We start from the raw sequence: 26670 nt of genomic DNA, 5'->3' as shown, positions 1-26670 counted from the left end.
TTAGTCCTCCTTAACTGCGGCTTTTAGGGCTTCAAGATTTTCTTCAGCCTCGTGACTTGCAATGAGTCTATCTAACTCACCAGTGAATATTTTGTATGCCGCTTGAACAAAACGAGCGGTTAACGTCAACATACTAATCGGAAGTACCGCATAGGGAATAAAGCGCGGTAACTTTTCATAACGCTCACCTTCATTGAAAATATCGGCTAAAAACTGCAGCATTTCTGGCATAGGAATGTCATCGGTCTCGTACCAGGCACGTTCAGAGATAAACGGATACCAATAATTCCAAGAACCAATCAGTAATAAAACTGAAAAACATAAACAAAGTGAAACAGCGATGATTGCATATATTTTCTGTAGCCCTTTAGGTGCCATATTTATTATCACATCGACACCTATATGAAAGTGTCTTTTTACACCATATGACGCACCAACTAGCACCATCCAAGCAAACATAAAGACCGTTAATTCTAAGGCCCATAAAATATTGTCGTTAAATACATAACGGCATACGACGTTGGCAAAAGTGAGTAAAGTCATAATGCCTAGAAAACTCGATATGAGTGTTTCTTCTAATAAATCCGTTGCCTTTTCAATGCGGGCAAAAAGAGTCTGTTGCATAAAAATTCTCCGCGTTTATTCTGGTTGTAAAAAGCATGGGTAGTTTTTACCCATGCTTGCGGATTACTTATTTGATGCCAGTGCGGCTTCAATCAAATCGGAACCAATATCTTTCTCATATTTTTTCCAAACTGGTTTGAGTACATCCACCCATTCTTGACGTTGATCTGCTGTTAACGAGCGAACCACTCCACCTGCTTCGATAATATTATTCTTATTGGTTTCATTTACTTGGCTAGATTCGGAGTTTCGAGTTTTAGTCACCTCCATAACAATCTGACCCAATTGCTCTCTCACATCTACGGGTAATTCATCCCAAAAGTTATTTGATGTCACAACCAAGTAATCCAGTATTCCATGGTTGGTTTCAGTTACCCCATCTTGTACTTCAAAGAATTTTTTGCCATAAATGTTTGACCAAGTATTCTCTTGTCCATCAATAACCTTGGTCTGCAAACCGCCATAGACTTCTTTAAAAGACATTTTCTGTGGGTTAGCTTTTAATTGTTCAAATTGCGCAACTAACACATCCGATGCTTGTACACGAAACTTCAACCCTTCCGCATCTTCCGGGTGAATAAGTGGTTTGTTCGCCGACATTTGTTTCATACCGTTGTGCCAAAATGCTAGGCCTTTTAAACCGCGACGCTTCATGGCATTTTTAAGTTTGTCTCCAGCTTCAGAGTTTTGGAAACGGTCAACAGCTGCAACATCTTCAAATAGGAAAGGAAGGTCGAAAATACGATATTTCTTAGTGATTTTCTCAAATTTGGATAAAGATGGTGCGCCCATTTGTACATCACCATTGAGCAGAGCTTCTAACAATTTGTCGTCATCATACAAAGTTGAATTAGGGAAAACTTGCATACAGGCTTTACCGTTCATTTCTTCATTTACCCGTGATTCGAGTAACGAAGCAGCGATACCTTTGGGGTGCTTATCGGCATTGGTAACGTGGCTGAATTTAATGACTATTTCTCCAGGGTCACAATTAGCCATAGCATTGAATGAGGTTAAAGCAATAGCAGATACAGATAGTAGGGTAAGTGGCTTGATCATTTTTATTCTCCATATGATTTAGCAGTCCCATCTTTGGGATCTGTATTCTATATGGCAATAAGTAAGCCAAGTTTTAACAATTATGCTACATCCCTTATCTAGCAAGAGTTAGAGTTATAAACCCTGTTCATATAACAGATTAACCTGATAGTTAATGGGTGGCTATTGACCCATTAATCGGAAGTAAATGTGTCATTTTTTACATACTGTATACAAAGTCTAACTGCTTTGGGTTGAGTAGATTCAACGTTCTCCAAATAAGGACAGGCACCTTATGAAACAAACTAACCGTTTACATTAAAAAATAAATTATCGCTCGAAAGGCGATTAATCATTTATCTGCTTTCAACGTATTTCCGTTATATTGGTTGCGATACCTAACATAGGAAGCATCCATGACCACTGCAAGAAGCCAACAAGTTAGTATTGACGCCACGCCTTATTATCACTGCGTTTCTCGTTGTGTTCGCCGCTCTTTTCTATGTGGTTATGATGCCTTTTCACAAACAAGTTACGAGCACAGAAGAGACTGGATTGAATCTCGTATCAAAATGCTCGCCACTGTCTATTGTATCGATATTTGCGCTTATGCGGTGATGAGTAATCACTATCACCTTGTGGTGCACATAAACAAAGCCAAATTGGATGAATTAACTGATAGTGATGTTGTTCAGCGTTGGTCTCAGCTTCACATTAAACCAGACATCATAAAACGATTTATGGGCCATGATTTGAAAGGGAAAGCTGAAATCAGCTTAGCGAATAAGATAATTCTGCAATGGCGAGAGCGACTCTATAGTTTGAGTTGGTTTATGCGTGAGCTAAATTTTGATATCGCTTTGAAAGCGAATAAAGAAGATAACTGCAAAGGCCACTTTTGGGAAAGTCGATACAAAAGTCAGGCTTTGCTCGATGAAAAAGCGTTGCTTGCTGCAATGGCTTACACTGACTTGAATCCCGTCCGTTCAGGTACCGCTAAAACCCTCGACACCTCTGATTACACTTCAATCAAAAGTCGATTAAAGGCGCTTTACCGACAACAACCAACTGAACCAAACTTATTCCCTTTCGTTGGTGGTTCAACCAGCACAACTCATACAGGAATACCGTTTAGATTGATGGATTACCTAGAACTTGTTGAGTGGTCAGGTCAAAAGCTAAAAGAAGGTAAAGCAAGTTTAAGCCCACATCTTCCCTCTATTTTACAAAGGCTAAATCTAACGGATAAAGATTGGTTAATTGCTTGCTCTCAGTTAGAGAAACAACGAGCCATTTTAGTTGGGTGCAGACAAAGTTTTCCATTGGCTCTACCTAAATTACGCCGAAGTCGAATACGTGGATATCAACTAAGTTAAATAAATTCAACCAATCGCACTTATCATTTGAAGCATATTGCAAATCCTCTTTCTATTACCTGACCTGATAAATTAGACCGATATAATAAATGACCAAACTACCTGTCACCAATTTTCAACATTAGTTTTCTTGCTAGATTCGATTGATAGCTAATTTTTTAAAGTTCCTGTCCTAGTTATACTTCTAGTTATACTTCTAAGGTGACTGTCCTAATTATACTCTAGATATGCTTAACCGTTTTGGCTTTAATCACTGATTAAAAAGTATCTAATTCTTAACTTTTAGCATGAATTTTAAGAATTCTTAAAACTAATAAGAATTGCTAAGAAACCTTATCGGGTACCTCGTATTTATTCAAAACCACAACTGTTTTTACAGATAAAAATGCAAACTTATGAAAAAATAGTAGTTAAAACAGGACAAGATTCAGAAGTTGGATGGCGATGACTTGCACAAGTTTTCATTGAGCCACAAGCTTACTTGACTACGTGGAAGCAGAAACGAACAAGGCCTTAGCATCAAAAATGCTAAGGCCTTGAAAAATATGGCGCTCCGTGCAGGATTCGAACCTGCGACCACCCGCTTAGAAGGCGGGTGCTCTATCCAGCTGAGCTAACGGAGCGTTGAGGCTGTGAATTATACGAAAGAACTTGCTCAGGTCAATGCCTTTCTACAACAAACTGTTTCAAGTGGGCAAAAAAAAGCCAATGCATCGAAATATGACCATAGCAAACGTTTGCTTGATAGACCTAGTTAAAAAAATTTGCGACAATGCGCACGCTTTACAATTAACCAGTTCAAGGGACCTTATGACGGCTCAAAATATCGATGGAAAGTTAATATCTCAAACTGTTCGTTCTGAAGTTGCCGCTCGTGTAAGAGCACGTACGGAAGTAGGATTACGCGCTCCAGGGTTAGCAGTGGTACTGGTCGGAGAAGACCCTGCATCTCAAGTCTACGTTGGTAGTAAGCGAAAAGCATGTGATGAAGTAGGTTTTGTATCTAAATCTTATGACTTACCCGCTACTGCTAACGAACAGCAACTATTGGATTTAGTTGATCAGCTAAATGTCGATGACGAAATTGACGGTATTTTAGTCCAATTACCACTTCCTGCCGGAATTGATAGCACAAAAGTACTAGAACGGATTGTTCCTGAAAAAGATGTCGATGGATTTCATCCATATAATGTTGGACGATTAGCACAGCGCATACCTAAGCTTAGGTCTTGCACACCTAAAGGGATCATTACGCTTCTAGAACGTTACAATATAGAGCTACGAGGTAAACACGCTGTCGTTGTGGGTGCATCTAATATTGTCGGCCGTCCAATGACGTTGGAATTACTCTTGGCTGGGTGCACCACCACAACCTGTCATCGATTTACTAGCGACTTGCAATCTTTTGTACGCCAAGCGGACATTGTTATTGTTGCGGTAGGGAAAGCGAATTTCATCCCAGGCGACTGGATAAAAGAAGGCGCTATTGTAGTTGATGTGGGTATAAATCGTTTGGACTCTGGTAAATTAGTTGGTGATGTGGAATATGACGTGGCGAAAACACGAGCCAGTTTTATCACACCGGTTCCTGGTGGCGTTGGCCCAATGACGGTTGCTAGCTTAATTGAAAATACCATGATTGCTTGCGAACAATACAAAAAAAGTTAATGGTGTTAGACGTTATCTAAAAAGAATCAAGCTAGGTTGCAATCTCGTTGAAAGGAAGATTGTAACCTAGCAACAATTACTCTAGTTAATTTTATCCGCTAAATGGCTTACTGCTAGACCAAAATAATAAGAACGATTCCATTTCATTAATGTTTGATAATTACCATAAATTAAATAAGAACGTCCCCCTTTATCATCAGGCATAATTAACCACGCATCAATATCAGGGGTTATTTGTGGTAATGATGCGCCATTTAATTTTCGAACACCTAAATCGTTCCATTCTTGTAACGTTTTAGCTTTGTCTTGTTGTCGTCCAGTTAAATTAGCTGATAAGTTTTCAGGCACACTAACTTGACGACCCCAGGTATATTTATCGTTCCAACCATGGCTTTTTAAATAATTTGCAGCAGAAGCAAACACATCCGGCTTAGTATTCCAAATATCTATTTTTCCATCGCCATTACCATCTACCGCATAATGAACAAATGAACTTGGCATAAACTGACTTTGACCCATGGCACCAGCCCAAGACCCTTTCATATTGTCTATAGAGATATGTTCTTGCTCCAGAATCGTCAATGCCGCCATCGTTTCTTTTTTAAAAAACGCTTCTCGTCTACCGTCATAAGCTAAAGTCGTCAAGGCATCTATAACGTTGTAACCACCTGTAAACCTACCAAAATTGCTTTCAACACCCCATAAAGCAACGATAAATCTTGGTTGAACACCGTACTCAAGACCAATTCTATTCAGATCTTCATAATGCTCTTTATACAGAGCTCTAGCCTGTTTTATTTTCCAATCGGGTACCGCCCTTGGAATATATTCGTCTAAAGTAAGTTTCTTTTCAGGTTGATTCTTATCCGCTTTGATTGCTCTAGGTTTATATTCTACATTTGCGAAAGCACTCTCTATCGTCTGCTCTGAAATACCATACTCTCTCGCTTCTTGCTTTAAGCCTTTTACGTATTCAGTAAATTCCATTTTTTGTTGTGAAAGCGCATTGGTTGTTAGTCCAATGCCTAACATAAATATGACCAATTTTTTCAATGTTAACCCTCTCCTTTAGCTGACTTTTTGGGAATAAAGCTTAAGTCTGTTTTAATTTTTGTGCTTTATATTGCTCCAACACGTTTTGCGGTGGAGGAGGAAGTTGAAGGAAAAAACCCTCCTCTTGTAGAGATTCTTTCACTTTATTGATATCGACTTGAGCTAATTTTCGTCCATCTAACTTAATTACCATTACAAAATGGGGCACACCAAACATTGCCATCAGTTCATCTGGGACTTGAGAAAAATTGTCTTTTTCGGCAATGTATAAATAAGCGCCATCTTTCTTATTACTTTTATATATCGAACACAACATAAATAAAACTAACCTTTTAATAAAGTATCCAATTTCTCACCAAGTAGATCTTTTCTCCAACCGATCATTAAATCAGGTAACATTTCAGGATCTCGATTCTTTTTCCAAGCCCAACTAATCAGTTGATTAAGTTGTTTCTTGGAAGCTAAAAATTCACTGGCTAAATTAGTCGATTGGGAAACCTGTTTAACATGATCTTTAAGCACTTTGAAAATTTGCTTATAGCCAGGCTTATCCATTAAACGCTCTATTTTTTCTGGCCATTGATCTTCACTAAGCTGTTCAGCATTTTTCACTATTTGGATGATTTTTTCGCCATGGCGACGAATAGCCCTTTGATCAAATCCTTCTTCATTCATTACTCTTAATGACTTAATACCTAACTTTGCGACAGTCCAAAGATCTTGTTCTTTAAAGACAAAGTTGAGCGATATATCTTTTTTTAGCGCTTCTTGTAGACGCCAAATAGCGAGTGGTTTGAGAACCGCTAATTGCTTAGGATCCAGTTGCCATGCTCCTTTTATATCAATATAAGCCAACTCAGGATTAGACACCGCACAACGTTTTTCTATGAGTAACTCCGACTCTTGGAACGCCGCCTCTTTCCATCCAGATTGAATAATTTGTTGATCGAGTGAATTAAACAGAGGGAGCAAATAATACACATCGGCGGCTGCGTATTCGAGTTGTCGTAACGTCAATGGTCGAGCAAGCCAATCGGTTCTCGATTCACTTTTATCAAGTTCAATATTTAGATATTGGTTGACTAAAGACGCAAATCCAGTCGATAGACCATGGCCTAAGAAAGCAGCCATAATTTGGGTATCAATCATAGGAAAAGGAGTACAGCCAAAACTTTGTTTAAATACTTCTAGATCTTCACCGCAAGCATGTAACACTTTTAATACAGAGGCTTCTTTTAGTAATTTTTCGAATGAAGACATGTCATCAATACATGAAGGGTCGATCAGTGAAAGGTTTTCACCATCATATAACTGGATTAAACCAAGTTGAGGGAAGTAAGTTCGAGTACGCACAAATTCAGTGTCTAGCATGACACTATCAGCTTCGGTGGCAAGCTCACAAACGGCTTCAAGCGCCGATGTTGTATCAATTATTTTGTATTCCACATAAATCTCTATTCATAAAAATGCCGACTATCATAGTCGGCATCATAACATTTGAGTGAAGCTAAGTAACCTCTAAATAAAAGCAAGCCTTAGCGGTTCTAAGCAACCTCTTCGACACTATTTTTCCCCTGCGCAGCATTACGTTTAGCTTCATCAGCTTCACGTAACTCTCGACGCAAAATTTTTCCCACATTAGATTTAGGTAGCTCGTCAATAAATTCCACGACTTTCGGTATTTTATAGCCGGTTAAATATTGTCGACAATGTTGAATAATCTCATGTGAAGTTACGCTTGGATCACGCTTAACTACAAAGATCTTAACCAGTTCACCGGACGCATTATTTGGCTCACCAATCGCTGCTACTTCTAAGACTTTGCCATGCAATGCAACCACATCTTCAATTTCGTTGGGATACACATTAAACCCTGACACTAAGATCATATCTTTCTTGCGATCGACTATTGTGATGTAGCCTTTTTCATCAATTTTGACGATATCACCCGTCGACAACCAGCCGTCTTCACTAATTGTGCTACGTGTCGCTTCGGCACGTTGCCAATAACCTTGCATCACTTGTGGGCCTTTAACTTGTAATTCACCAACTTGATCCATTGCCAGAGGTTTACCTTCATCATCAACAATACGAACATCTGTTGAACACACGGGCATCCCAATGGAGCCATTATATTCGGTGGTATTGTACGGGTTAACAGACACCAATGGTGAGCATTCGGTCAAACCATAACCTTCAGCGAGCGCGACACCTGTGACCTTTTGCCACTTTTCAGCGACAGCCTTCTGCACTGCCATTCCTCCTCCAATAGCTAATTTTAAATTACTAAAATTCAGCTCATGAAAGTCTTCATTATTAACTAGAGCATTAAATAAAGTATTCACTCCTGTCAACGTGGTAAATTTGGTGTTTTGCAACTCTTTGATGAACCCTGGTATATCGCGAGGGTTAGTAATGAGTAAATTACGACCACCGAATTCAATAAACAGCAAGCAGTTAACCGTTAACGCAAAGACATGATAAAGAGGCAGTGCGGTTACTACTGATTCACGTCCTTCTTGTAACACTGCTTGGTACACGCCCTTGCATTGCATCACATTAGCAATCATATTGCGGTGCGTTAAAATAGCGCCCTTAGCCACTCCTGTTGTACCACCAGTGTACTGTAAAAAAGCAATATCCTCGCCGGACATAAAAGGTTTAACGTATTGTAGCCTACGACCTTTATAAAGTGCTTTTCTAAACGATATAGCACCTGGCAAATGATATTTAGGCACTAATCTTTTTACGTACTTCACCACAAAATCAACGACGGTCCCTTTTGCTCGAGGCAACATTTGTCCTAGACTGGTAAGGACAACGTTTTTTATAGGCGTATTCGCGACGATTTTTTCTAGTGTGCTGGCAAAATTTGAAACGATAACAATAGTGGAAGCGTCAGCATCATTAAGTTGATGTTCTAACTCTCGTGGCGTGTAAAGAGGATTGACATTTACAGCAATCAGACCTGCTCTTAATATGCCAAAAAGTGCCACCGGGTATTGTAACAAATTAGGCATCATTATCGCGACACGTTCGCCTTTCTTCAGCTTGAGATCATTTTGTAAGTATGCAGCAAATGCGCGACTTCTCTCTTCAAGCTTGCGATACGTCATTATCGACCCCATATTTTCAAATGCAGGCTGATCGGCATAATTACGCACTGCATTTTCGAACATCTCTATCAATGATTGATATTGGTCTGGATTGATTTCTTTAGGTACGTCACTCGGGTAATGTGAAAGCCAAGGTTTATTCACAATTACACTCCTCGTTATTGGCAATTTGTTATTATAAGGGGTTATAGGTTTAGTCGATACGACACTAGTGATTTAAGCGTTTTTCATTTAATTAACATAGTTATTACAACACAGCTTCAATCACTTGTGTATGAAATAATCAAACAGACGTTTAAATTTTGTTAACTAAGCCAACAATCAACTCTGATGTTAATTGAGTCTGTTGAATATGGCAGTGGTGTCCACCGGGAATGTATTCAACGTTAAATTGACTATTTTGCGCCAAAATCGGATGTTCAAGTTCTGCTTCTGCTTGTTGTAACAAATAATCATATCCAGACTGTCCAAGAATAACCAAATGTGGACAGCGCACTTCTTTCATAATCACTTCGGCATTTCTACGTGACATCCGAGTCAAAGAGTCAGCATGAAGCTTAGGGTCATGTCGCCATTTCCAAACTTCTCCATCGAATATCGTACCTCTCTTTACAATAGGCATAACTTCGAGTCGTCTTAAATGATTCACTTTTGCTCTGATATCAACCATTTCATCGATACTAAAAAAATATCGTTGTCTTTTTTCATTAATTTTTTGCCGACTAAGTATGCCTTCACGCAATCTTTTTACTGTGTTATTAGGCGACTCCGCTAATGGGCCAAAACCTTCTATTTGAATTAATCCCGCAACATTTTCAGGAAAAGCAGCACTATAACAAGTCGCCAGAAACGCACCAAGTGAATGGCCAACTAATACCATTTTTTTTGTTTCTAACACACTCAAAAACTGGTGGATATCATCAAGATAATCGTGAAAAAGATAGTAATTATCATCTTCACGATGAGTGGATAAACCATGACCTGGAAGATCAACTGCGACCAAATGAGCCTCTGGCATTAACTGATGACACGCTTTCATCAACTTGGCAAAACTAGCCGAGTTATCTAACCATCCGTGAATAAAAACGACCGTTATTGCGGCCGTTTCTGCATCTCCTAGTTCCATCGTCGCTAGCCTGTTGTGCACTAGCTTGTATTGTTTTTCAATAAACATCTATTTTACTTCCTGTACAACCTTTCCTTTGCTAGGCAAACCTTTATAACCTCGGCAATATAGCCCGTAACAAGGTGAAAAGTGACTTTCAACGTCTCTCACTACAACCGTCTCTTCGATACGCCATAAATGGGAACCGGTAACTCTCATAACTGGAAAAGATAATTCGAAATCGTCAACTTTACCTAATTCTTCTCCTTGGCTACTACCTAACAAAGTGACGAGCCGGCCTTCTGTATAGGCCATCGGTTCAACATAACCATCAACATAAGCGACAAATCGTCCTGAAGGCTCGAAATTTAAACTGGGTTTACCATTGCTGCTAATTGGTATATTCACCACTTCAATTCTGGTTTTATCTGACAAATTGCTTACCTTAGCGATGATTCCCCCAAGACGAATTTCCCTGACTTGTTCCTGAGGAAGATTTAGCCATTGCTGATAATCGGTAATAACTTGTTCGTTAGTGGTATGAAGTGATTCAGGTAATGATGAACACGCCGATACAAGCATCAACATAACAATTACACTCAACATTCTGATCATATAGTTCCCTTAATATTAACCGACTAAATCAATAGGGATATCGGTTAATAGACTTGTCTCTAGTACTAGATTTTTAACACTAGAACTTGATAAAAATAAATTGGAAAATAATAAACTATATATAAATATCAACGCCCATTAACTTCGCAAGGTGTTCTTTTTTAGCGTGATGAAATACGTCCATATACTGTTCCATTGCTTTACGGGAATAACCTTCAGGAAGGTCATATTGCAGTTCGACTTTTTCTAAATCAGACTCACTCACTACCCGAATAGATTGAGAAACTGCTGACGCAACTTTTGATGTTTGGTTGTTATTATTTTGCGCATCACTGTTTTTTAAAGCACTTTTGTTATGTGCTTTATGATTTCGTTGGACTATTGCAGGCGTTAAGCCATTCACTGTCACCATTTATCGCCACCATTTAAAAAGTTATCGCCATTATAATATTGTTACTTTTGCTTATTAGCGCCCTATTCGTCTAACAAGTTACTACTCTCGACCCGGTAGCTTCTTCCACGTTACTTTATCACGTAAATACACCGGGCTCGCTTCTTCTGCTGATGTTGTATTGCCTTTAGCAAACTCAAATTGAGCAAGAAAAGCAATATCTTCCGCTTCTGGGTATAAAACCTCAGTTTGTTGGCCTTCAATCGCAAGCATAGCCAGCTCTTGTTGGTAAGCCTGCCATCCCGTACCGGTAAACGACCACGGATTGCTATCTACACCTACTGTTTTAATAAGTTGTGCTGGAGCGATAACACACTCTGGTTCAAATTCACGCCATTCACCACTATCTTGACGAACAAAACGACCCCAATACACTTCACTCATACGAGCATCAATAGCGCAAGCAGCATAAGTCGAGCCATGTTTTCGATAAGTCCCTTGAGCCATTGCTGCCAACGTTGATATTCCTATCATAGGCAAATTTGCTCCAAATGCTAACCCCTGAGCAATGCCAATACCAATGCGCACACCGGTAAAACTTCCCGGACCTCGGCCAAAAGCAAGCGCATCAACATCATTTAACGTAATACCAGCTTGCTGCAGCAGTTCGTCTACCATAGGTAATATTTTAGCCGTGTGCTCACGAGGTGCGACTTCACTACGACGAATTAAGTTGTCCCCTACCATTAATGCAACGGAACAGTTTTCTGTGGATGTGTCTAAAGCAAGAATTGTTGCTTTCATTAACGCCTCGAATTATTTAATGATTGATTAAGTTAGTTTTTCAAGAAAAGCAGTGACTTGTGTCAAATCTCTTGTTCTTGGTATAGGTGGTAAACTTTCTAAAAAAACACCGCCATACTCTCTGGTAACAAGACGATTATCGCAAATAATCAGTACACCTCTATCTTTTCCATCTCGTATTAATCGCCCTACCCCTTGTTTTAAAGTGATCACCGCATCAGGTAACTGAACTTGACGAAATGGTTCTCCACCACTGAGTTTACAATCTTCTATACGCGCTTTTAATAACGGATCATCTGGGGCTGTAAACGGTAATTTGTCGATAATAACACAGCTTAGCGTATCACCTCTAACATCTATCCCTTCCCAAAAAGCACCTGTAGCGACTAGCAATGCATTACCTAATTCCATGAACTCTGCCAGTAATTTTTGTTTACTGGTTTCACCTTGCATCAAGATAGGAATCGTTAATATTGCACGAAAACCTTCGGCTAGTTCTTTCATCATGCTATGAGAAGTGCATAAAAAGAAGCAGCGGCCATTATTTTGTTCAATTACAGGGGCAAGCATTGAGACCAATTTTTTGGATAACCCAGGACTATTAGGTTCAGGTAAATATCGAGGCACACAAAGTTTTGCTTGAGTTTGATAATCAAAAGGGCTTGGTAAAGAAAACTGCTCCTTGGGCTGCAAACCTAAACGATGAGTAAAATGTCCAAAATCATCCGATACCGCTAAAGTGGCGGAAGTGAACACCCAGCATCCATCCTTCTGTTCAATTTGTTGCTTAAATTTATCGGCAACTGAAAGAGGGGTAATATGCAAAGAGAATTGTCGCGGTGTCGTTTCATACCAATAAGAGTAGCCCATTATAGAAACGTCACAAACACGATCCAGTCGAGATTTGATCGTATTTGCACGCTCAAATGCTGTATCAAGTAATTGGCTGCGGCCTAACGCTAATTTGAGCACATCAATTGCCAACCCTAAACTGTCTTGTAGTCGACTCAATTCACGTACAACCGATTCCGACTTTAACGCTTCGCGCCAGTTGCCTTTATAACCCGTATCCCCCAACACAATACGCATATCCATTGCTGACTGGCTCAACCGAGTTGATACCTTTTGTAATTGCCGCATATCTCGGGCTTCTGTACGATAGCCAATTTCTATATCTTTCGACAGATCAAGTAATTGTCGGCTAGATAATGATTGACCAAAGTATTGACTAGCAATATCCGGTAATTGATGAGCTTCATCAAAAATGAACACATCCGCTTCTGGAATTAGTTCACCGAACCCAGTTTCTTTAATCGCCAAATCAGCCAAAAAAAGATGATGATTTACCACAACAATATCGGCATCCATGGCTTTTTTTCGTGCCTTTAAAACGAAACAATCTTCAAAGCTTGGGCATTCTTTACCTAAACAATTATCATTAGTTGACGTAATTGAAGCAATGATTGGGCTATCTTCAGCAATCTCTTCGCAATCGCCTAAATCACCACTTTTAGTGGTCGAAGACCAACTCCGCACTTTGATCAATTGCGTCAGTAGCGTAGGTTCCGCTTCGTTAGTATGACTTTCGACTAATTGTCGACTCAATCGATCTAAACACAAATAATTTGAACGACCTTTTAACAAGGCAACTTGACCATAATAACCAAGCGCATCTACCATCAACGGTAAATCACGATGGAAAAGCTGCTCTTGTAGATTTTTTGATCCAGTACTAATGATAACTTTTTTACCACTTAACAGAGCTGGCACCAAATAAGCAAAAGTTTTACCCGTACCTGTTCCTGCTTCAATCACCAGCTGTGATTTATCCTTGATGGCTTTATTCACTGCTTCAGCCATATCAATTTGAGGCTGTCTGGCGGAAAAGCCTGGTATAGCTTTACCAAGCGCACCATCCGAAGAGAAAGTTTTGCGTATCATTTAATTAACAAGGAAGTTAGACTGTAAACGGATTATGTCAGGTTTGATGAGTTGGTGCGAATAAGGATTTATTCGCATCAGAAAAATTACGGTGAAAAATTATTTTTGTTAACGCTGCAAATATCTCGACAACCAAGCTGGTCCTTCAAAACTGTCATTTTCGGAGAGGATGCTTTTTGCGGCATCAACTGGATTAGTCCTGCTTTCCCAAAGCTCACTAATCGTTTCTTCATCGATATGATGAAAACCAACCATGTTGTTGATTCTTTGGCAGTAAAGTTTACGTGCGAGTAGTTCTTTATCCATAACGTATTCCTTTATAACGAGTCTCATGAAAAATTTGGTCAAACAATCTGGAATAAATCAATAATATGCATATTACATTTAATATTGCTTAAATTTTGTTGAAACCATAGTAAGAATAGATTAATTATAGAGCTATTATTGTGGCACTGATCACTAACTCACCAAGTGATTGAGCTTTTAAATATATTTAGCTATTTTATAAAATTGTACCTTTGGAAGTAAAAAAGAATGGAAAAGAAGACCTTATTAACCCACTGTAGCGACGCACCTGGTCTAATCGCAAAGATCACTAATATCTGTTACAAGCATCAATTGAATATCATCCATAATAATGAGTATGTCGATAATGCTGTCGGTCACTTTTTTATGCGTACTGAGCTTGAAGGTTATTTCAATGATGAGACTTTGCTAGCCGATCTCGACTACGCACTTCCAGAAGGCACTAAACGTAGATTAATGAGCTCTACAAGAAAGAAAATAGTCATACTGGTCACTAAAGAATCACATTGCTTGGGTGATATTTTAATGAAGGCGTATGACGGAAGCTTAAATGTCGATATTGCAGCGGTAGTAGGTAATTACGATACGCTACAAGCATTAACCGAAAAGTTCGATATTCCTTATCACCATGTCTCACATGTTGATCTAACTCGTGAACAACATGAAGCGGAAATGCAAAAAGTTATCGACAGTTACCAAGCAGATTATGTCGTGTTAGCAAAATACATGCGTATATTGACACCCAATTTCGTTAAAAATTACCATCATAAAATAATTAATATACATCATAGTTTCTTGCCGGCTTTTATCGGTGCGAAACCTTATCAACAAGCATATGACCGAGGCGTTAAAATAATCGGCGCAACAGCCCATTTTGTCACTGATGACCTAGATGAAGGACCTATCATTAAACAAGACGTCATACCCGTGGACCACAACTTTAGTGCTCAAGATATGGCTCAAGCTGGGCGAGATGTAGAAAAAAGCGTCTTAAGTAAAGCATTAATGAAAGTAATTAATGACCATGTTTTTGTTTATGGCAACAAAACGGTTATTTTATAATCGATTAAAACGTTGATCATCGATTATAAAAAGTAGAAGGACATTTACACCGTCCTTCTGCTTTTAGAAACCAATGTATTTAGGCTCAACCTAAGTTAGCAACAATACCAAATTAAACTTGGCTTCGGCCTAATGAAATGACCACTCGTCTATTTTGATCTTTTCCTATCGGTGATGCATTGTCTGCAACCGGTCGACGCTCTCCATAACCTTGAATTCGAATTCGATTATCTTGTAAACCAATCGATTTAAAATAGTCTTTTAGCACAATTGCTCTTCTTTCTGATAGCGACTGGTTCAAATCTTTATCACCACTTGAATCGGTATAAGAGGAAACCAATACCAAATCAATATCTTGGTTGTATCGGATATAATCGGCAATTTGATATAATCGTTTCTCAGACGCTTTATTAAGCTGATCGCTATTTCTATCGTAATGTAAAATAGTAAATGAAATATCTTCAAAACTGTACGGTAATAATTGACTCAAACAGTGAGTAAAAGCATCATATTTTTGTCTAAATGTAACGGATGATAACGACACTTCAACTCTTTGATTACGACTAACCCAATCTGCGTAGCTGAACGTCGGATAACGCCCTTTTTCTAATTCCGATAATATTCCCCACGCCGTTTGTCCACCAACATAACCATCAAATTGCTTAAAAAACTTCATGGTATTCATTCTATCGGCGCTTTCACCAGAACGCCACGCGGGCGGCATAGAAACCAAGCTTACACTACGCGTTTCTCCCATCGGCCGACGCATTTTCAGTTCGAAGTCCAAATTAATTTTTTTACTCGCATGCGACGAAAATTCGGCTTGCCCGTAGTGTGGAATAGGATGAACAAGGCGACACTCTAAAGGAGTGTTAGTGGCCATTTCCCATGACGATTGCTCAGGTGCCGCTACATAGCGGACAGCCGTTGCCTCTGAGAACGGAGATATCAGAGCAGAGGCAGTAACCAGGGTACATAACGCTATCCGTTTTTTCATAACAACTAAAACTCTTTATACTGAAACGGCAAACGACTGCCGCTTTACAAGGACAACAAGTCCATTTTTTATTCATTTTCCATTTAACTGTATTTCGTGTTGCAAGAAGTTAGCCAAGTTATAGACAGAGAATTGACTTTAACCATTTTTCTTCGAGCGAGAATCTGCAATAATGCGCGTCTTATCAAACATGACGATTCTTTATAAAAATGATGACTGTAGAAAACGAAGAGTTGACCCTTAAAAAACGCTTTCGCGGCTATTTCCCAGTCGTTATCGACGTAGAGACTGCCGGTTTTAATGCAAAAACCGATGCACTTTTGGAAATTTGTGCCATTACCTTAAAAATGGACGCGAACGGTGAGCTACATCCAGCGTCTACTATTCACTTCCATATTGAACCTTTTGAAGGCGCTAACCTAGAAAAAGCAGCGTTAGAATTTAATGGTATTCGCGACCCATATAGCGCATTACGCGGTGCTGTTTCAGAAGAAACTGCCTTAAAAGAGATAAATAAGCTAATAAGAAAAGAACAAAAACAAGCCGGCTGTAGCCGAGCAATTATGGTCGCGCACAACGCAACTTTTGACCATAGTTTTGTTATGCAAGCCAGTGAACGTTGCAAACTAAAACGCGTCCCCTTCCATCCCTTCGCTACTTTTGATACAGCAGCATTGAGCGGTCTCGCTTATGGTCAAACTGTGTTGGCAAAAGCATGTAAATCTGCTGGGTTGGATTTTGACAACAAAGAAGCGCACTCGGCCTTATATGATACAGAAAGAACGGCCGAGTTATTTTGCGGAATAGTCAACAAGTGGAAAGCCCTAGGTGGCTGGCCGCTTAGCAATGACGACACCGAACAACTATAAAAATACCCATTACTAAACGAGATTGTTATGAACCCTGTAGTTATTTCAGTATGTATCATGCTATTACTTGCACTGATGAGAGTTAACGTTGTTGTAGCTCTTACCTTCAGTGCTATCGTCGGTGGACTTGTTTCCGGTATGACGCTCACCGACTCTGTCTCAGCATTTGAAAGTGGCTTAGGTGGTGGTGCAACTATCGCATTAAGTTATGCAATGTTGGGAACATTCGCGGTTGCGATTTCCAAATCAGGCTTAACCGATTTACTTGCTCAAAATGTTATTAAGCGCATTCATGGCAAAGAAAACGGCGCAGCAACCACCGGACTAAAATATTTAGTTATTTGTGCATTGATTCTTGTCACAATGTCCTCACAAAATGTTATCCCTGTTCACATCGCCTTTATTCCAATATTAATTCCTCCTCTGTTGGGCGTTTTTGCAAAACTGAAATTAGATCGACGTTTGATCGCCTGTGTCCTAACTTTTGGTTTGGTCACGCCATATATGGTGTTGCCTATCGGCTTTGGCGGTATTTTCCTTAATAATATCCTGTTAAAAAACTTACACGACAACGGATTACCTGACGTGGTCGCAAGCCAAGTCCCAACAGCAATGATGTTACCTGGGTTAGGTATGATTGCCGGGTTGCTTACCGCAATTCTGTTTACTTATCGTAAGCCTCGTGAATACAAACAGACTGAACTGACCACGGTAAGCAACGACGTTCAAATTAATAGTAAACATATTGCCATCGCAGTTGTGGCCATTGTGGTTGCTCTCGGTGCACAGCTTACAACAGGATCGATGATAATAGGTGGTCTCGCCGGGTTTATGGTGTTTACTTTTGGCGGTGTGATTGCGTGGAAAGAAACACAAGATGTTTTCACCCGTGGCGTCCACATGATGGCGATGATTGGTTTTATTATGATTGCAGCAGCAGGTTTTGCAGCGGTAATGAAGCAAACAGGTGGCGTAGAAACGTTGGTGGAAGCGTTATCTACCAGCATCGGCGATAATAAAGCGCTTGCTGCTCTACTGATGTTGGTGGTTGGTTTACTGGTAACAATGGGCATCGGCTCTTCGTTCTCCACCATACCAATTATTGCCACTATTTACGTGCCACTAGCAATGGCATTTGGCTTTTCACCAATGGCAACAATTGCATTAGTAGGTACAGCTGCAGCGCTTGGTGATGCAGGTTCACCTGCGTCGGATTCAACCTTAGGTCCAACATCCGGTTTAAATGCAGATGGACAACATGAACACGTATGGGAAACGGTTGTTCCAACCTTTGTTCATTACAATATCCCGTTAATTGTATTTGGTTGGATTGCAGCAATGGTGCTCTAGTTACTGAAATGGCTTTAGTATAAGCAGCGGTAACAAAAGTATTAATATCGAAATGTTGCTTGAGAAAATATTCTCTCAGCCATAAAAAAAACCAGTGACAAGTCACTGGTTTTTTTGTGTAACTTAAATTTATTGTGCTTTCTCAGCCGCTTCTTTAATAAGTGGTTGAAGTTCACCTTTTTGGAACATTTCAAGAATAATATCGCAACCGCCAACTAATTCACCACCTACCCACAGCTGTGGAAAAGTCGGCCATTGAGCGTAAATTGGTAGTTCTGCACGGATATCTGGATTCTGTAAAATATCTACATAAGCAAACTGTTCGCCACAAGCCATAAGCGCTTGAGAGGCTTGAGAGGAAAAACCACAACTTGGTAGTTTAGGCGAACCTTTCATGTAAAGTAGGATCGAGTTTTCTTCAATCTGTTGTTTAATTTTATCGATAGTTTCCATTGTCTTCTCGCATTAGTTTTAACACTTAACGTTACGATAGCATTCTACTGGTTTGCACAGGAATAAAAAGCACAATATAAGTAAGGTTTTAAGCTATGCTTAATTATCTTATCCGCAGATAAGATAATTACATTTTGAAGTTTTTTTTGTTAATAGGCTTTTAATAAAGTAAAAACTTGATAAACTATTTACTAAGTCAGCTTACTTGACGAAATAAAAATAATTATTGGAAGCAACGAAAGAATCAATCTTTCAAATCAATGGAGAATCCGGCAATGGCTTTTGAATTACCAGCACTTCCTTATGCAAAAGATGCACTAGAACCACATATCTCAGCTGAAACTCTAGATTTTCACCACGGTAAACACCACAACACTTACGTTGTAAAACTAAATGGCCTTATTCCAGGTACTGAGTTTGAAAATAAATCATTAGAAGAGATCATAAAAACTTCTTCTGCTGGTATTTTCAACAACGCAGCACAAATTTGGAACCACACGTTCTACTGGCACTGCCTTGCTCCAAACGCAGGTGGCGAACCAACAGGCGCAGTTGCAGAAGCAATTACTGCATCATTCGGTTCTTTTGAAGAATTTAAAGCGAAATTCACCGATTCAGCAATCAACAACTTCGGTTCTTCATGGACTTGGCTTGTTAAGAAAGCTGATGGTTCTTTAGATATCGTAAACACATCAAATGCAGCAACGCCACTAACTGACGATACTGTTACTCCGTTGCTTACTGTTGATCTATGGGAACACGCTTACTACATCGACTACCGTAACGTTCGTCCAGATTACATGAATGGTTTCTGGGCTTTAGTTAATTGGGAATTCGTAGCAGAAAACCTAGCAAAATAGTTTTCTCTTCCTGATACAAAAAGCTGGCCTTGGCCAGCTTTTTGTTTTTTAACAGTGAGTGAAAAGCTGTTATTGACTAAAAACTCATTGAATTTATTAAAAATAACCATCGACAAGCTCTAATTCTCATACAATAATCAGGGCATCTTTATTCTCAAATGTCATCTAGACTGACCATTATTGGTTGAGTCTGTTAGCTGTTATTGGAACAACCATGCCTTCTTCTTTTGACTGGAAACCCGTCCTACTTGCTGGACTTATCGTTAGTATTGGCCAATTTAGTATGGGCTTAGTTTTTCCTGCTTTACCTTGGATTGCTCAAGACTTTTCTATCTCAGCCGAAGACGCTCAATTGCTCATTTCTATCTATTTACTGGGTTTTGGCCCTTCTCAGCTTATTTATGGACCGATGTCTGATGCGCTAGGCCGAAAACCCATACTCATAGCAGGGTTGTTGTTGGCCATTTTAGGTTTATCAATTGCAATATTGGCCAGTTTTTCGTTTGATATGTTGGTATTAGGGCGATTTATACAAGGACTAGGTGCTGGCTGCTGCGCTGTATTAGCTAGAGCTTCAATACGGGATTCTTACGACGGTGCTAATCTACCAAGAGCGCTTTCCTGGGTTACTATCGTGGCTTCATTTACCCCTATAATTGCCCCCGTACTTGGTGGATTTATCAACCATGCGTTTGGTTGGTTAGCGGTATTTATTGCTCTACTTTCTTATATTGGCTTAGTTATTACGTTATTGTTTTTTGTCTTTACCGAAACATTAGCGGTGAAAAAACCCTTGCCGAACCTTACCGCTATGCTCTCAACCTATAAGATGCTTATTACTTCCCGTTACTTTTTAAGTTTCGCTAGCATCGGTTGGTTTAATTTTAGTTTGGTGGTTATTTCAATTTCAGTTATGCCTTTTATTATGCAAATTCAAATTGGCATGAACTCTGATCAGTATGCACTTTGGGCTCTTATTCCTGCTTGTGGTCTGTTAGTTGGCGGTACTATTTGTAATCGAGTTCGGCCTAAAATTGGAACCAAAAAAATGCTATTCTGTGCCCCTTTTGTCCATTTAACTGGCGCTATATGGTTGATTTTCGCCCCTCTTACGCCACTTTCAATGATGTTCGGCCAGTTCCTTTTGACCTTAGGCAACGGCATTGCATTCCCTTGTGCTCAAACACAACTATTAGTGCCGTATAAAGAAAAAGCTGGCTCAGTTGCCGCTTTATCAGGTGGTGGACAAATGACCTTTGCTTCTTTACTTGGAATGGTTCTTATGAGCTTTGGTATTCAACAAGCGTGGCATTTGGGCGTGGTAGTGGTGTTCATCACTATATTCAGTTCGATCGGGATTTGGTTTGGTTTTAAATCTGAACCCAAACAGTAAAAAAGCCCGGTAAATACCGAGCTTTTCATACTGTTTAGTAAAATCACTTACTGGGCAGAAGTACTATCCAAATAAGCTTTAGTCGAGATATTGGTCCAAGCGCGAACACGTTTTAAATACGTCGCTTGAGAATCAATAATCTTCTTCGCTAGTGGATCTTTTTCCGCGTATTCAGCAAGTAGAGCTTCTTTCTCTTGCAGCATTCTATCCAGCACTTCAGGTGGGAAATCTCGTACTTTAATGTTTGGATTGTCACTCAACATTTTTTCCCAACTTTCAGCATTTTCATCAATTGCTTGAACATACATGTCAAATGCCGCTACACGGAATGATGTTTCTAAGATAACTTGTAGGTCTTTAGGCAGTTTATCCCATGTTCTTTTATTAACTAAAAACTGTGTTTCTGAACCTGGCTCATGCCATGCAGTATAGTAATATGGTGCGATATTTTGAAAGCCCATACGTAAATCAAATGCAGGACCTACCCATTCCAGTGCATCGATAGTACCGCGCTCTAATGACGTGTACAGCTCTCCTGGTGCAATATTGGTTGGCTTAGCACCTACACGAGCAAACACTTCTCCTGCGAACCCAGGGATACGCATTTTAAGCCCTTGCAAATCTTCGATAGAGTTGATCTCTTTTCTAAACCATCCACCCATTTGGATATCTGAATTACCGCCAGGAAAAGAGAGTAAGTTATGAGGTGCATACACTTCTTGCATTAATTCCATGCCACCACCACGGTAGAACCATGCGTACTGTTCTGTTGTCATTAAGCCGAATGGCATTGATGAAAAGTACAACGTGTTTGGAACCTTACCTTTCCAATAGTACGAACTTGAATGGCCCAAATCATATTGGCCAGATTTAACCATATCAAACACACCTAATGGTGCTTTATGCTTATTGGCTGAATCGATACGAATTTGCAGTCGACCATTAGACATTTCATTGGCAATTTTTGCCATGTTCTTACTTGCGTCTCCGAGGATCGGCGTATTTGGCCCCCAAGTTTCCGCTAACTTTAAACGATATACTTTGTCAGCCGCTTGAGTTGAAAGTGAAAAAACAGCAATTGCTGCAATTGTCGCTGTTTTTAGTAACAGCTTAATTTTATTTTGGGATTTCATCCGTTCCTCTATAATTTTAATACATTCGAAATGTACAGATAAATTTACGGCATTCATTAATAAGGTCAAGTAATATTTACGACTCAAACAAAAAAACGATGCCTTCGCATCGTTTTTTATTGAAATGGATAAAATCGCCCAATTATTTACATTAATGGCATACCGATTAACTTACCATGCAAATACGTTACAAATACACCTGTTAGCACAATCCCAATTACCACAGCTATAAAGTCGTTAATAATTGACGGCTTTAAGCTCGGTATTGGACGTTGCTCACGCTTTTTCATTGAAATTCGATCAAGTACTGCCCAAGCTAGGAAAGCACCAAACAGAATAACATCGGCTAACATCCCATTAACTAATAAGTGGCTTACTGCCCATAACTTAACAGCAATGAGTTGTGGATGTTTAGTAACTTGTTTTATTTTCCCAGGCAAATACGGGGTAACGAAAAGAATCATCACTGGAACCATTAAGAAATAGGTAATATGTCTAAACCAATAAGGCGTAACATAAATTAAAACCGGTTCCATTCGCAGCGCGTTATAACCTATTGCAATAAAGTAGATACCTAAAATTGAAACGATCGAATAGATCGCTTTCCATCCTAATTCACTTTTCTGCACCATTTTTTGTCTCATAGTAGGTGCAAAAATGGACGTAGAATGCATCCCCAAAAATAACAACAACCCCAACAGTAAACTCAACATAGCAATAACTTCCTTTAAACCAAACGACAATGAACGTTGAACAAATATTAGTTTTATATTTTATATGTTTATACTTTGGACTTACTATTATTTGTCCTGCTAATAGTAAGTCCAAAGTAAAAAAAAGCTCGAACAAATGTTCAAGCTTTTCTATCAAGATTTAATTAATCTATTTAAGTCGGCAGTTTAGTTGACAATATTGGCCAACTATATACCTCACTTTACCAACCAGTAATCTCTCGCAGACCTTGACCAATATCGGCAAGACTTTTAACGGTTTTTACACCTGCGGCTTCTAAAGCAGCAAATTTATCTTCAGCAGTCCCTTTACCACCAGAGATAATCGCACCTGCATGCCCCATACGCTTACCAGGAGGTGCAGTCACACCAGCAATATAAGATACAACAGGTTTAGTTACGTTATCTTTGATAAACGCTGCAGCTTCTTCTTCAGCGGTTCCGCCAATCTCACCAATCATAACAATTGCTTCTGTTTCAGGATCTTGTTCAAACAGTTTTAATATATCGATAAAGTTCGAACCCGGAATCGGATCTCCACCAATACCAACACATGTCGATTGACCAAAACCTTCATCAGTAGTCTGCTTAACCGCTTCGTAAGTTAGAGTGCCTGAACGAGATACAATGCCGACTTTGCCTTTTTTATGAATATGACCCGGCATAATACCAATTTTACATTCATCAGGCGTAATAACACCTGGGCAATTAGGACCGATCATACGCACACCAGCTTCATCTAGGCGTACTTTTACATCAAGCAGATCAAGCGTTGGAATACCTTCGGTAATTGTTACAATTAAAGTAATACCGGCGTCGATAGCCTCCAGAATAGCATCTTTACAAAATGGCGCTGGAACGTAGATAACCGAAGCTGTTGCACCGGTTGTTTCTACCGCTTCTCTCACCGTATTAAATACCGGCAAACCTAGATGAGTTTGACCACCTTTGCCAGGTGAAACACCACCCACCATTTGTGTACCATATTCAATCGCTTGTTCTGAATGAAATGTACCTTGTCCGCCAGTGAAACCTTGGCAGATAACTTTGGTATTTTTATCAATTAATACAGACATTATTTGCCCTCCGCTGCTGCAACTACTTTTTCCGCAGCTTCTTTTAGCGAGGTCGCGGCAATAATATTTAGTCCACTTTCGGCCAATTTTTTTGAACCTAGTGGGGCGTTATTACCTTCGAGTCGAACTACTACTGGCACTTTAACACCAACTTCTTCAACTGCACCGATAATACCGTCTGCGATTAAATCACAACGAACGATTCCACCAAAAATATTCACCAATACGGCTTTAACATTTTCATCAGAAAGAATAATTTTAAACGCTTCTGTTACACGTTCTTTAGTTGCACCACCCCCAACATCGAGGAAGTTTGCTGGCTGACCACCATGCAGATTAACAATATCCATGGTGCCCATAGCTAAACCGGCACCGTTAACCATACAACCAATGCTGCCATCTAGTGCAACATAGTTTAGTTCCCACTGCGCCGCATGTGCTTCACGTTCATCTTCTTGAGATGCATCGTGCATCTCACGTAGTTTTGGCTGACGATACATCGCGTTAGAATCGATATTAATTTTACCGTCAAGACATAAAAGGTTTCCATCACCAGTGATGACCAGTGGATTAATTTCCAACAAAGCAAGGTCATATTGAGCAAACATGTTACCTAGACCCATGAAAATCTTACTGAATTGCTTAATTTGGTCGCCTTTCAAACCTAGCTTAAAGGCCAATTCACGTCCTTGGTAGGCTTGTGGGCCAACCAGTGGATCAATCGCGGCTTTGTGGATAAGCTCTGGTGTTTCTTCGGCGACTTTTTCAATTTCGACTCCGCCTTCAGTCGATGCCATAAACACGATTCGACGTGTTGAACGGTCAACAACTGCACCGAGGTAAAGTTCATTAGCAATGCTAGACGCTTCTTCAACCAAGATTTTGCTGACTGGTTGACCATTAGCATCGGTTTGATACGTCACTAGATTTTTGCCAAGCCACTTCTGTGCGAACGCTTTAACACCATCTTTAGTATCATGCAGCTCTACGCCGCCTGCTTTCCCGCGTCCACCTGCGTGGACTTGACATTTTACGACCTTTTTTTCTGTACTGATGCGGCCCGCCGCTTCAAACGCTTCTTGTGCGGTGTCACACGCGTAGCCTTCTGGTACTGGCAGTCCGAACTCAGCAAATAGCTGTTTCGCTTGATATTCATGCAAATTCATTGTGCTATTCCATTTCCTATCCCTTAAGGGATTATTATTTCCATAAGGTACAAAATATTATTCAATTTTTCGCCTGTGCTGTTACTTATTCAGTTAATAAATATCTAAACAAATAGCGGTTAAAGCGAATAAATTTATAATATTGAGGCTTCCTTTACATTTGTAGGGTTTTTTAGTTGGTATCAAAGTGTCTAATAACTGTAGGTTACACTACTCACTTTAATCAACGCCTTAATTAAGTTAGAGCTAGGTGTTGAGCTACCTAGCTCTGTCTTTGTCAGTTAACCAAAAACAACTGATACATAAACAACTTAAACATCAAGCAGTAGACGCGCAGGATCTTCAAGTAGTTCTTTGATCGTTACCAAGAATCCAACCGACTCTTTACCATCAATTAGGCGATGGTCATATGAGAGGGCCAAGTACATCATCGGCAAGATTTCTACTTTGCCATTAATAGCCATTGGGCGATCTTGAATCTTGTGCATACCAAGAATTGCCGCTTGCGGTGGATTAATGATTGGCGTTGACATTAATGAGCCAAATACACCACCATTGGTGATAGTAAAGTTACCACCGGTTAGTTCTTCTACGGTAAGTTTGCCATCACGACCTTTTATAGCCAGCTCTTTGATGCCTTTCTCAATATCTGCCATCCCAAGCATATCGCAATCTTTCAGTACTGGCGTGACCAAGCCGCGTGGCGTTGACACTGCCATACTAATATCGAAATAGTTATGGTAAACGATATCTTCACCATCGATAGACGCGTTCACTTCTGGGTAACGTTTTAGAGCTTCTGTTACTGCTTTAACATAGAAAGACATAAAGCCTAAACGTATATCATGACGTTTTTCAAACTGCTCTTGATACTGTTTACGCAGATCCATGATAGGTTTCATGTTGACTTCATTAAAAGTAGTCAGCATAGCGGTGCTGTTTTTCGCTTCCAACAGACGCTCAGCAACTCGTTTACGCAAACGAGTCATTGGTACGCGTTTTTGACTACGTGCAGCCGCTGGCGCTTCTATAGCTGGAGCTGCTTCATCTTTAGCTGCTGTTTTAGCACTCGCTAAATAACCATCAACATCTTCACGAGTAATACGACCACCAACACCAGTACCTTTGATCTGACTCGCTTGGATACTATGTTCTGCCAGCAAACGACGAATTGCTGGGCTTAGAGTGTCATTCGATTCCTCAGTCAGCGTAGCTTTATGTCGCTGATCTGGAGATTCTTCTGTCGTACTGGTCGTTGCTGAAGTCGGCTCACCGGCGACTGCTCCACGTTTAATACGTGCTAATAATTGCTTAGAAAGTACCGTGGCACCTTCTTCTTCTATAATCGCATCCAATACACCCGCTTCTGGAGCTGGAACTTCGAGTACTACTTTGTCTGTTTCGATGTCAACAATTACTTCATCACGAGCAACTGCTTCACCTGGTTTTTTATGCCAAGTTGCCACCGTTGCATCAGCGACGGATTCAGGCAAGTCTGGAACCAGAATTTCAATTGTCATAGTTTTTTCTTCCTTTAACTTCT

General features: G+C 39.8%; 27 protein-coding genes and 1 tRNA gene. 8 read left to right on the top strand and 20 right to left on the bottom strand.

Features of this window, described 5'->3' with window-relative positions:
* On the bottom strand, positions 1-624 hold the full coding sequence (locus tag ACLKML_RS15985; protein ID WP_413284024.1) for a TRAP transporter small permease: 624 nt from the start codon (positions 622-624) through the stop codon (positions 1-3).
* 63 nt (positions 625-687) lie between these two features.
* Positions 688-1683, bottom strand: coding sequence for a DctP family TRAP transporter solute-binding subunit (locus ACLKML_RS15980; RefSeq protein WP_413284023.1), 996 nt, complete (start codon positions 1681-1683; stop codon positions 688-690).
* Between the two features lie 395 nt (positions 1684-2078).
* On the opposite strand from ACLKML_RS15980, the gene ACLKML_RS15975 reads away from it, so the two are divergent.
* The gene (locus ACLKML_RS15975; RefSeq protein ID WP_413284022.1) at positions 2079-3038 is read left to right on the top strand and encodes a transposase; all 960 of its coding nucleotides are present in this window, start codon (positions 2079-2081) and stop codon (positions 3036-3038) included.
* Between the two features lie 546 nt (positions 3039-3584).
* On the opposite strand, the gene ACLKML_RS15970 is transcribed toward ACLKML_RS15975, so the two are convergent.
* Positions 3585-3661, bottom strand: a tRNA-Arg gene (locus ACLKML_RS15970).
* A gap of 9 nt (positions 3662-3670) precedes the next feature.
* Between ACLKML_RS15970 and ACLKML_RS15965 the strand changes: the two genes are divergently transcribed.
* Both ACLKML_RS15965 and folD read left to right on the top strand, forming a co-directional pair.
* On the top strand, positions 3671-3796 hold the full coding sequence (locus ACLKML_RS15965; RefSeq protein WP_413284021.1) for a hypothetical protein: 126 nt from the start codon (positions 3671-3673) through the stop codon (positions 3794-3796).
* A 52-nt stretch (positions 3797-3848) separates the two neighbouring features.
* Positions 3849-4706 (top strand): bifunctional methylenetetrahydrofolate dehydrogenase/methenyltetrahydrofolate cyclohydrolase FolD, encoded by an 858-nt coding sequence (folD, locus tag ACLKML_RS15960; protein ID WP_413284020.1) that lies wholly within the window; start codon positions 3849-3851, stop codon positions 4704-4706.
* 81 nt (positions 4707-4787) lie between these two features.
* On the opposite strand, the gene ACLKML_RS15955 is transcribed toward folD, so the two are convergent.
* The 10 genes from ACLKML_RS15955 to ACLKML_RS15910 form a co-directional block, all read right to left on the bottom strand.
* Positions 4788-5759 (bottom strand): lytic transglycosylase domain-containing protein, encoded by a 972-nt coding sequence (locus tag ACLKML_RS15955; protein ID WP_413284019.1) that lies wholly within the window; start codon positions 5757-5759, stop codon positions 4788-4790.
* 40 nt (positions 5760-5799) lie between these two features.
* Positions 5800-6075 carry a YcgL domain-containing protein gene (locus ACLKML_RS15950; protein WP_413284018.1) on the bottom strand — a complete coding sequence of 92 codons (276 nt, stop codon included), beginning with the start codon at positions 6073-6075 and terminating at the stop codon, positions 5800-5802.
* Positions 6076-6083: 8 nt separating this feature from the next.
* A complete protein-coding gene (rnd, locus tag ACLKML_RS15945) occupies positions 6084-7205 on the bottom strand; it encodes a ribonuclease D (protein WP_413284017.1) in 1122 nt (373 codons plus the stop codon).
* A gap of 98 nt (positions 7206-7303) precedes the next feature.
* Positions 7304-9019 (bottom strand): long-chain-fatty-acid--CoA ligase FadD, encoded by a 1716-nt coding sequence (fadD, locus tag ACLKML_RS15940; protein WP_413284016.1) that lies wholly within the window; start codon positions 9017-9019, stop codon positions 7304-7306.
* 151 nt (positions 9020-9170) lie between these two features.
* Positions 9171-10049, bottom strand: a complete 879-nt coding sequence (locus ACLKML_RS15935) for an alpha/beta fold hydrolase (RefSeq protein ID WP_413284015.1) — start codon at positions 10047-10049, stop codon at positions 9171-9173.
* Positions 10050-10595, bottom strand: coding sequence for a Slp family lipoprotein (locus tag ACLKML_RS15930; protein ID WP_413284014.1), 546 nt, complete (start codon positions 10593-10595; stop codon positions 10050-10052).
* Positions 10596-10710: 115 nt separating this feature from the next.
* Positions 10711-11007 (bottom strand): chromosome partitioning protein ParA, encoded by a 297-nt coding sequence (locus tag ACLKML_RS15925; RefSeq protein ID WP_413284013.1) that lies wholly within the window; start codon positions 11005-11007, stop codon positions 10711-10713.
* A gap of 81 nt (positions 11008-11088) precedes the next feature.
* Positions 11089-11790: a tRNA (adenosine(37)-N6)-threonylcarbamoyltransferase complex dimerization subunit type 1 TsaB gene (gene tsaB / locus ACLKML_RS15920; protein WP_413284012.1), complete on the bottom strand. Its 702-nt coding sequence runs from the start codon at positions 11788-11790 to the stop codon at positions 11089-11091.
* 27 nt (positions 11791-11817) lie between these two features.
* Positions 11818-13731 carry an ATP-dependent DNA helicase gene (locus ACLKML_RS15915; RefSeq protein WP_413284011.1) on the bottom strand — a complete coding sequence of 638 codons (1914 nt, stop codon included), beginning with the start codon at positions 13729-13731 and terminating at the stop codon, positions 11818-11820.
* A gap of 108 nt (positions 13732-13839) precedes the next feature.
* Positions 13840-14037, bottom strand: a complete 198-nt coding sequence (locus tag ACLKML_RS15910; RefSeq protein WP_413284010.1) for a hypothetical protein — start codon at positions 14035-14037, stop codon at positions 13840-13842.
* A 228-nt stretch (positions 14038-14265) separates the two neighbouring features.
* On the opposite strand from ACLKML_RS15910, the gene purU reads away from it, so the two are divergent.
* Positions 14266-15099, top strand: a complete 834-nt coding sequence (gene purU, locus ACLKML_RS15905) for a formyltetrahydrofolate deformylase (protein WP_413284009.1) — start codon at positions 14266-14268, stop codon at positions 15097-15099.
* Positions 15100-15211: 112 nt separating this feature from the next.
* Here the strand turns inward: purU and motY are convergent, their stop codons facing one another.
* Positions 15212-16096 (bottom strand): flagellar protein MotY, encoded by an 885-nt coding sequence (motY, locus tag ACLKML_RS15900; protein ID WP_413284008.1) that lies wholly within the window; start codon positions 16094-16096, stop codon positions 15212-15214.
* Positions 16097-16308: 212 nt separating this feature from the next.
* Here motY and rnt point away from each other — a divergent pair, with 212 nt between their 5' ends.
* Both rnt and ACLKML_RS15890 read left to right on the top strand, forming a co-directional pair.
* On the top strand, positions 16309-16965 hold the full coding sequence (gene rnt, locus ACLKML_RS15895) for a ribonuclease T (protein WP_413285909.1): 657 nt from the start codon (positions 16309-16311) through the stop codon (positions 16963-16965).
* A 27-nt stretch (positions 16966-16992) separates the two neighbouring features.
* Positions 16993-18315 carry a Na+/H+ antiporter family protein gene (locus ACLKML_RS15890; protein ID WP_413284007.1) on the top strand — a complete coding sequence of 441 codons (1323 nt, stop codon included), beginning with the start codon at positions 16993-16995 and terminating at the stop codon, positions 18313-18315.
* 129 nt (positions 18316-18444) lie between these two features.
* Here ACLKML_RS15890 and ACLKML_RS15885 read toward each other — a convergent pair whose 3' ends face one another.
* The gene (locus tag ACLKML_RS15885) at positions 18445-18768 is read right to left on the bottom strand and encodes a Grx4 family monothiol glutaredoxin (protein WP_413284006.1); all 324 of its coding nucleotides are present in this window, start codon (positions 18766-18768) and stop codon (positions 18445-18447) included.
* A 275-nt stretch (positions 18769-19043) separates the two neighbouring features.
* Here ACLKML_RS15885 and sodB point away from each other — a divergent pair, with 275 nt between their 5' ends.
* Both sodB and ACLKML_RS15875 read left to right on the top strand, forming a co-directional pair.
* Entirely contained in the window at positions 19044-19628 is a 585-nt protein-coding gene (gene sodB / locus ACLKML_RS15880) for a superoxide dismutase [Fe] (RefSeq protein WP_317716388.1), read from the top strand.
* A gap of 214 nt (positions 19629-19842) precedes the next feature.
* Complete coding sequence (locus tag ACLKML_RS15875) at positions 19843-21021, top strand: multidrug effflux MFS transporter (protein ID WP_413284005.1); 1179 nt, start codon at positions 19843-19845, stop codon at positions 21019-21021.
* 47 nt (positions 21022-21068) lie between these two features.
* Here the strand turns inward: ACLKML_RS15875 and ACLKML_RS15870 are convergent, their stop codons facing one another.
* The 5 genes from ACLKML_RS15870 to odhB form a co-directional block, all read right to left on the bottom strand.
* Positions 21069-22154, bottom strand: coding sequence for a TRAP transporter substrate-binding protein (locus tag ACLKML_RS15870; protein WP_413284004.1), 1086 nt, complete (start codon positions 22152-22154; stop codon positions 21069-21071).
* 146 nt (positions 22155-22300) lie between these two features.
* Positions 22301-22867 carry an NnrU family protein gene (locus tag ACLKML_RS15865; RefSeq protein ID WP_413284003.1) on the bottom strand — a complete coding sequence of 189 codons (567 nt, stop codon included), beginning with the start codon at positions 22865-22867 and terminating at the stop codon, positions 22301-22303.
* 221 nt (positions 22868-23088) lie between these two features.
* Positions 23089-23961: a succinate--CoA ligase subunit alpha gene (gene sucD, locus ACLKML_RS15860; protein WP_413284002.1), complete on the bottom strand. Its 873-nt coding sequence runs from the start codon at positions 23959-23961 to the stop codon at positions 23089-23091.
* Positions 23961-25127 (bottom strand): ADP-forming succinate--CoA ligase subunit beta, encoded by a 1167-nt coding sequence (gene sucC, locus ACLKML_RS15855; RefSeq protein WP_317716393.1) that lies wholly within the window; start codon positions 25125-25127, stop codon positions 23961-23963. Before sucC ends, sucD begins: the two co-directional genes overlap by 1 nt.
* A 311-nt stretch (positions 25128-25438) precedes the next feature.
* Positions 25439-26647, bottom strand: a complete 1209-nt coding sequence (gene odhB / locus ACLKML_RS15850; protein WP_413284001.1) for a 2-oxoglutarate dehydrogenase complex dihydrolipoyllysine-residue succinyltransferase — start codon at positions 26645-26647, stop codon at positions 25439-25441.
* Positions 26648-26670 lie beyond the last annotated feature (23 nt).

The organism is Vibrio sp. MA40-2 (assembly GCF_047302445.1).
Lineage (GTDB): Bacteria > Pseudomonadota > Gammaproteobacteria > Enterobacterales > Vibrionaceae > Vibrio.
The sequence above is the reverse complement of the archived record's forward strand: the minus strand, read 5'-3'. Positions and strand labels throughout refer to the sequence as shown.

What these genes read in the sequence shown, in the direction of transcription:
- odhB (WP_413284001.1), bottom strand. Translation starts at nt 26,647, where the DNA reads ATGACAATTGAAATTCTGGTTCCAGACTTGCCTGAATCCGTCGCTGAT.
- ACLKML_RS15985 (WP_413284024.1), bottom strand. Translation starts at nt 624, where the DNA reads ATGCAACAGACTCTTTTTGCCCGCATTGAAAAGGCAACGGATTTATTA.
- ACLKML_RS15930 (WP_413284014.1), bottom strand. Translation starts at nt 10,595, where the DNA reads ATGATCAGAATGTTGAGTGTAATTGTTATGTTGATGCTTGTATCGGCG.
- ACLKML_RS15915 (WP_413284011.1), bottom strand. Translation starts at nt 13,731, where the DNA reads ATGATACGCAAAACTTTCTCTTCGGATGGTGCGCTTGGTAAAGCTATA.
- ACLKML_RS15935 (WP_413284015.1), bottom strand. Translation starts at nt 10,049, where the DNA reads ATGTTTATTGAAAAACAATACAAGCTAGTGCACAACAGGCTAGCGACG.
- ACLKML_RS15950 (WP_413284018.1), bottom strand. Translation starts at nt 6,075, where the DNA reads ATGTTGTGTTCGATATATAAAAGTAATAAGAAAGATGGCGCTTATTTA.
- motY (WP_413284008.1), bottom strand. Translation starts at nt 16,096, where the DNA reads ATGAAAAAACGGATAGCGTTATGTACCCTGGTTACTGCCTCTGCTCTG.
- ACLKML_RS15870 (WP_413284004.1), bottom strand. Translation starts at nt 22,154, where the DNA reads ATGAAATCCCAAAATAAAATTAAGCTGTTACTAAAAACAGCGACAATT.
- purU (WP_413284009.1), top strand. Translation starts at nt 14,266, where the DNA reads ATGGAAAAGAAGACCTTATTAACCCACTGTAGCGACGCACCTGGTCTA.
- ACLKML_RS15890 (WP_413284007.1), top strand. Translation starts at nt 16,993, where the DNA reads ATGAACCCTGTAGTTATTTCAGTATGTATCATGCTATTACTTGCACTG.
- tsaB (WP_413284012.1), bottom strand. Translation starts at nt 11,790, where the DNA reads ATGAAAGCAACAATTCTTGCTTTAGACACATCCACAGAAAACTGTTCC.
- ACLKML_RS15885 (WP_413284006.1), bottom strand. Translation starts at nt 18,768, where the DNA reads ATGGAAACTATCGATAAAATTAAACAACAGATTGAAGAAAACTCGATC.
- ACLKML_RS15975 (WP_413284022.1), top strand. Translation starts at nt 2,079, where the DNA reads ATGACCACTGCAAGAAGCCAACAAGTTAGTATTGACGCCACGCCTTAT.
- ACLKML_RS15925 (WP_413284013.1), bottom strand. Translation starts at nt 11,007, where the DNA reads ATGGTGACAGTGAATGGCTTAACGCCTGCAATAGTCCAACGAAATCAT.
- folD (WP_413284020.1), top strand. Translation starts at nt 3,849, where the DNA reads ATGACGGCTCAAAATATCGATGGAAAGTTAATATCTCAAACTGTTCGT.
- ACLKML_RS15980 (WP_413284023.1), bottom strand. Translation starts at nt 1,683, where the DNA reads ATGATCAAGCCACTTACCCTACTATCTGTATCTGCTATTGCTTTAACC.
- rnt (WP_413285909.1), top strand. Translation starts at nt 16,309, where the DNA reads ATGACTGTAGAAAACGAAGAGTTGACCCTTAAAAAACGCTTTCGCGGC.
- sodB (WP_317716388.1), top strand. Translation starts at nt 19,044, where the DNA reads ATGGCTTTTGAATTACCAGCACTTCCTTATGCAAAAGATGCACTAGAA.
- ACLKML_RS15865 (WP_413284003.1), bottom strand. Translation starts at nt 22,867, where the DNA reads ATGTTGAGTTTACTGTTGGGGTTGTTGTTATTTTTGGGGATGCATTCT.
- sucC (WP_317716393.1), bottom strand. Translation starts at nt 25,127, where the DNA reads ATGAATTTGCATGAATATCAAGCGAAACAGCTATTTGCTGAGTTCGGA.
- ACLKML_RS15910 (WP_413284010.1), bottom strand. Translation starts at nt 14,037, where the DNA reads ATGGATAAAGAACTACTCGCACGTAAACTTTACTGCCAAAGAATCAAC.
- ACLKML_RS15875 (WP_413284005.1), top strand. Translation starts at nt 19,843, where the DNA reads ATGCCTTCTTCTTTTGACTGGAAACCCGTCCTACTTGCTGGACTTATC.
- sucD (WP_413284002.1), bottom strand. Translation starts at nt 23,961, where the DNA reads ATGTCTGTATTAATTGATAAAAATACCAAAGTTATCTGCCAAGGTTTC.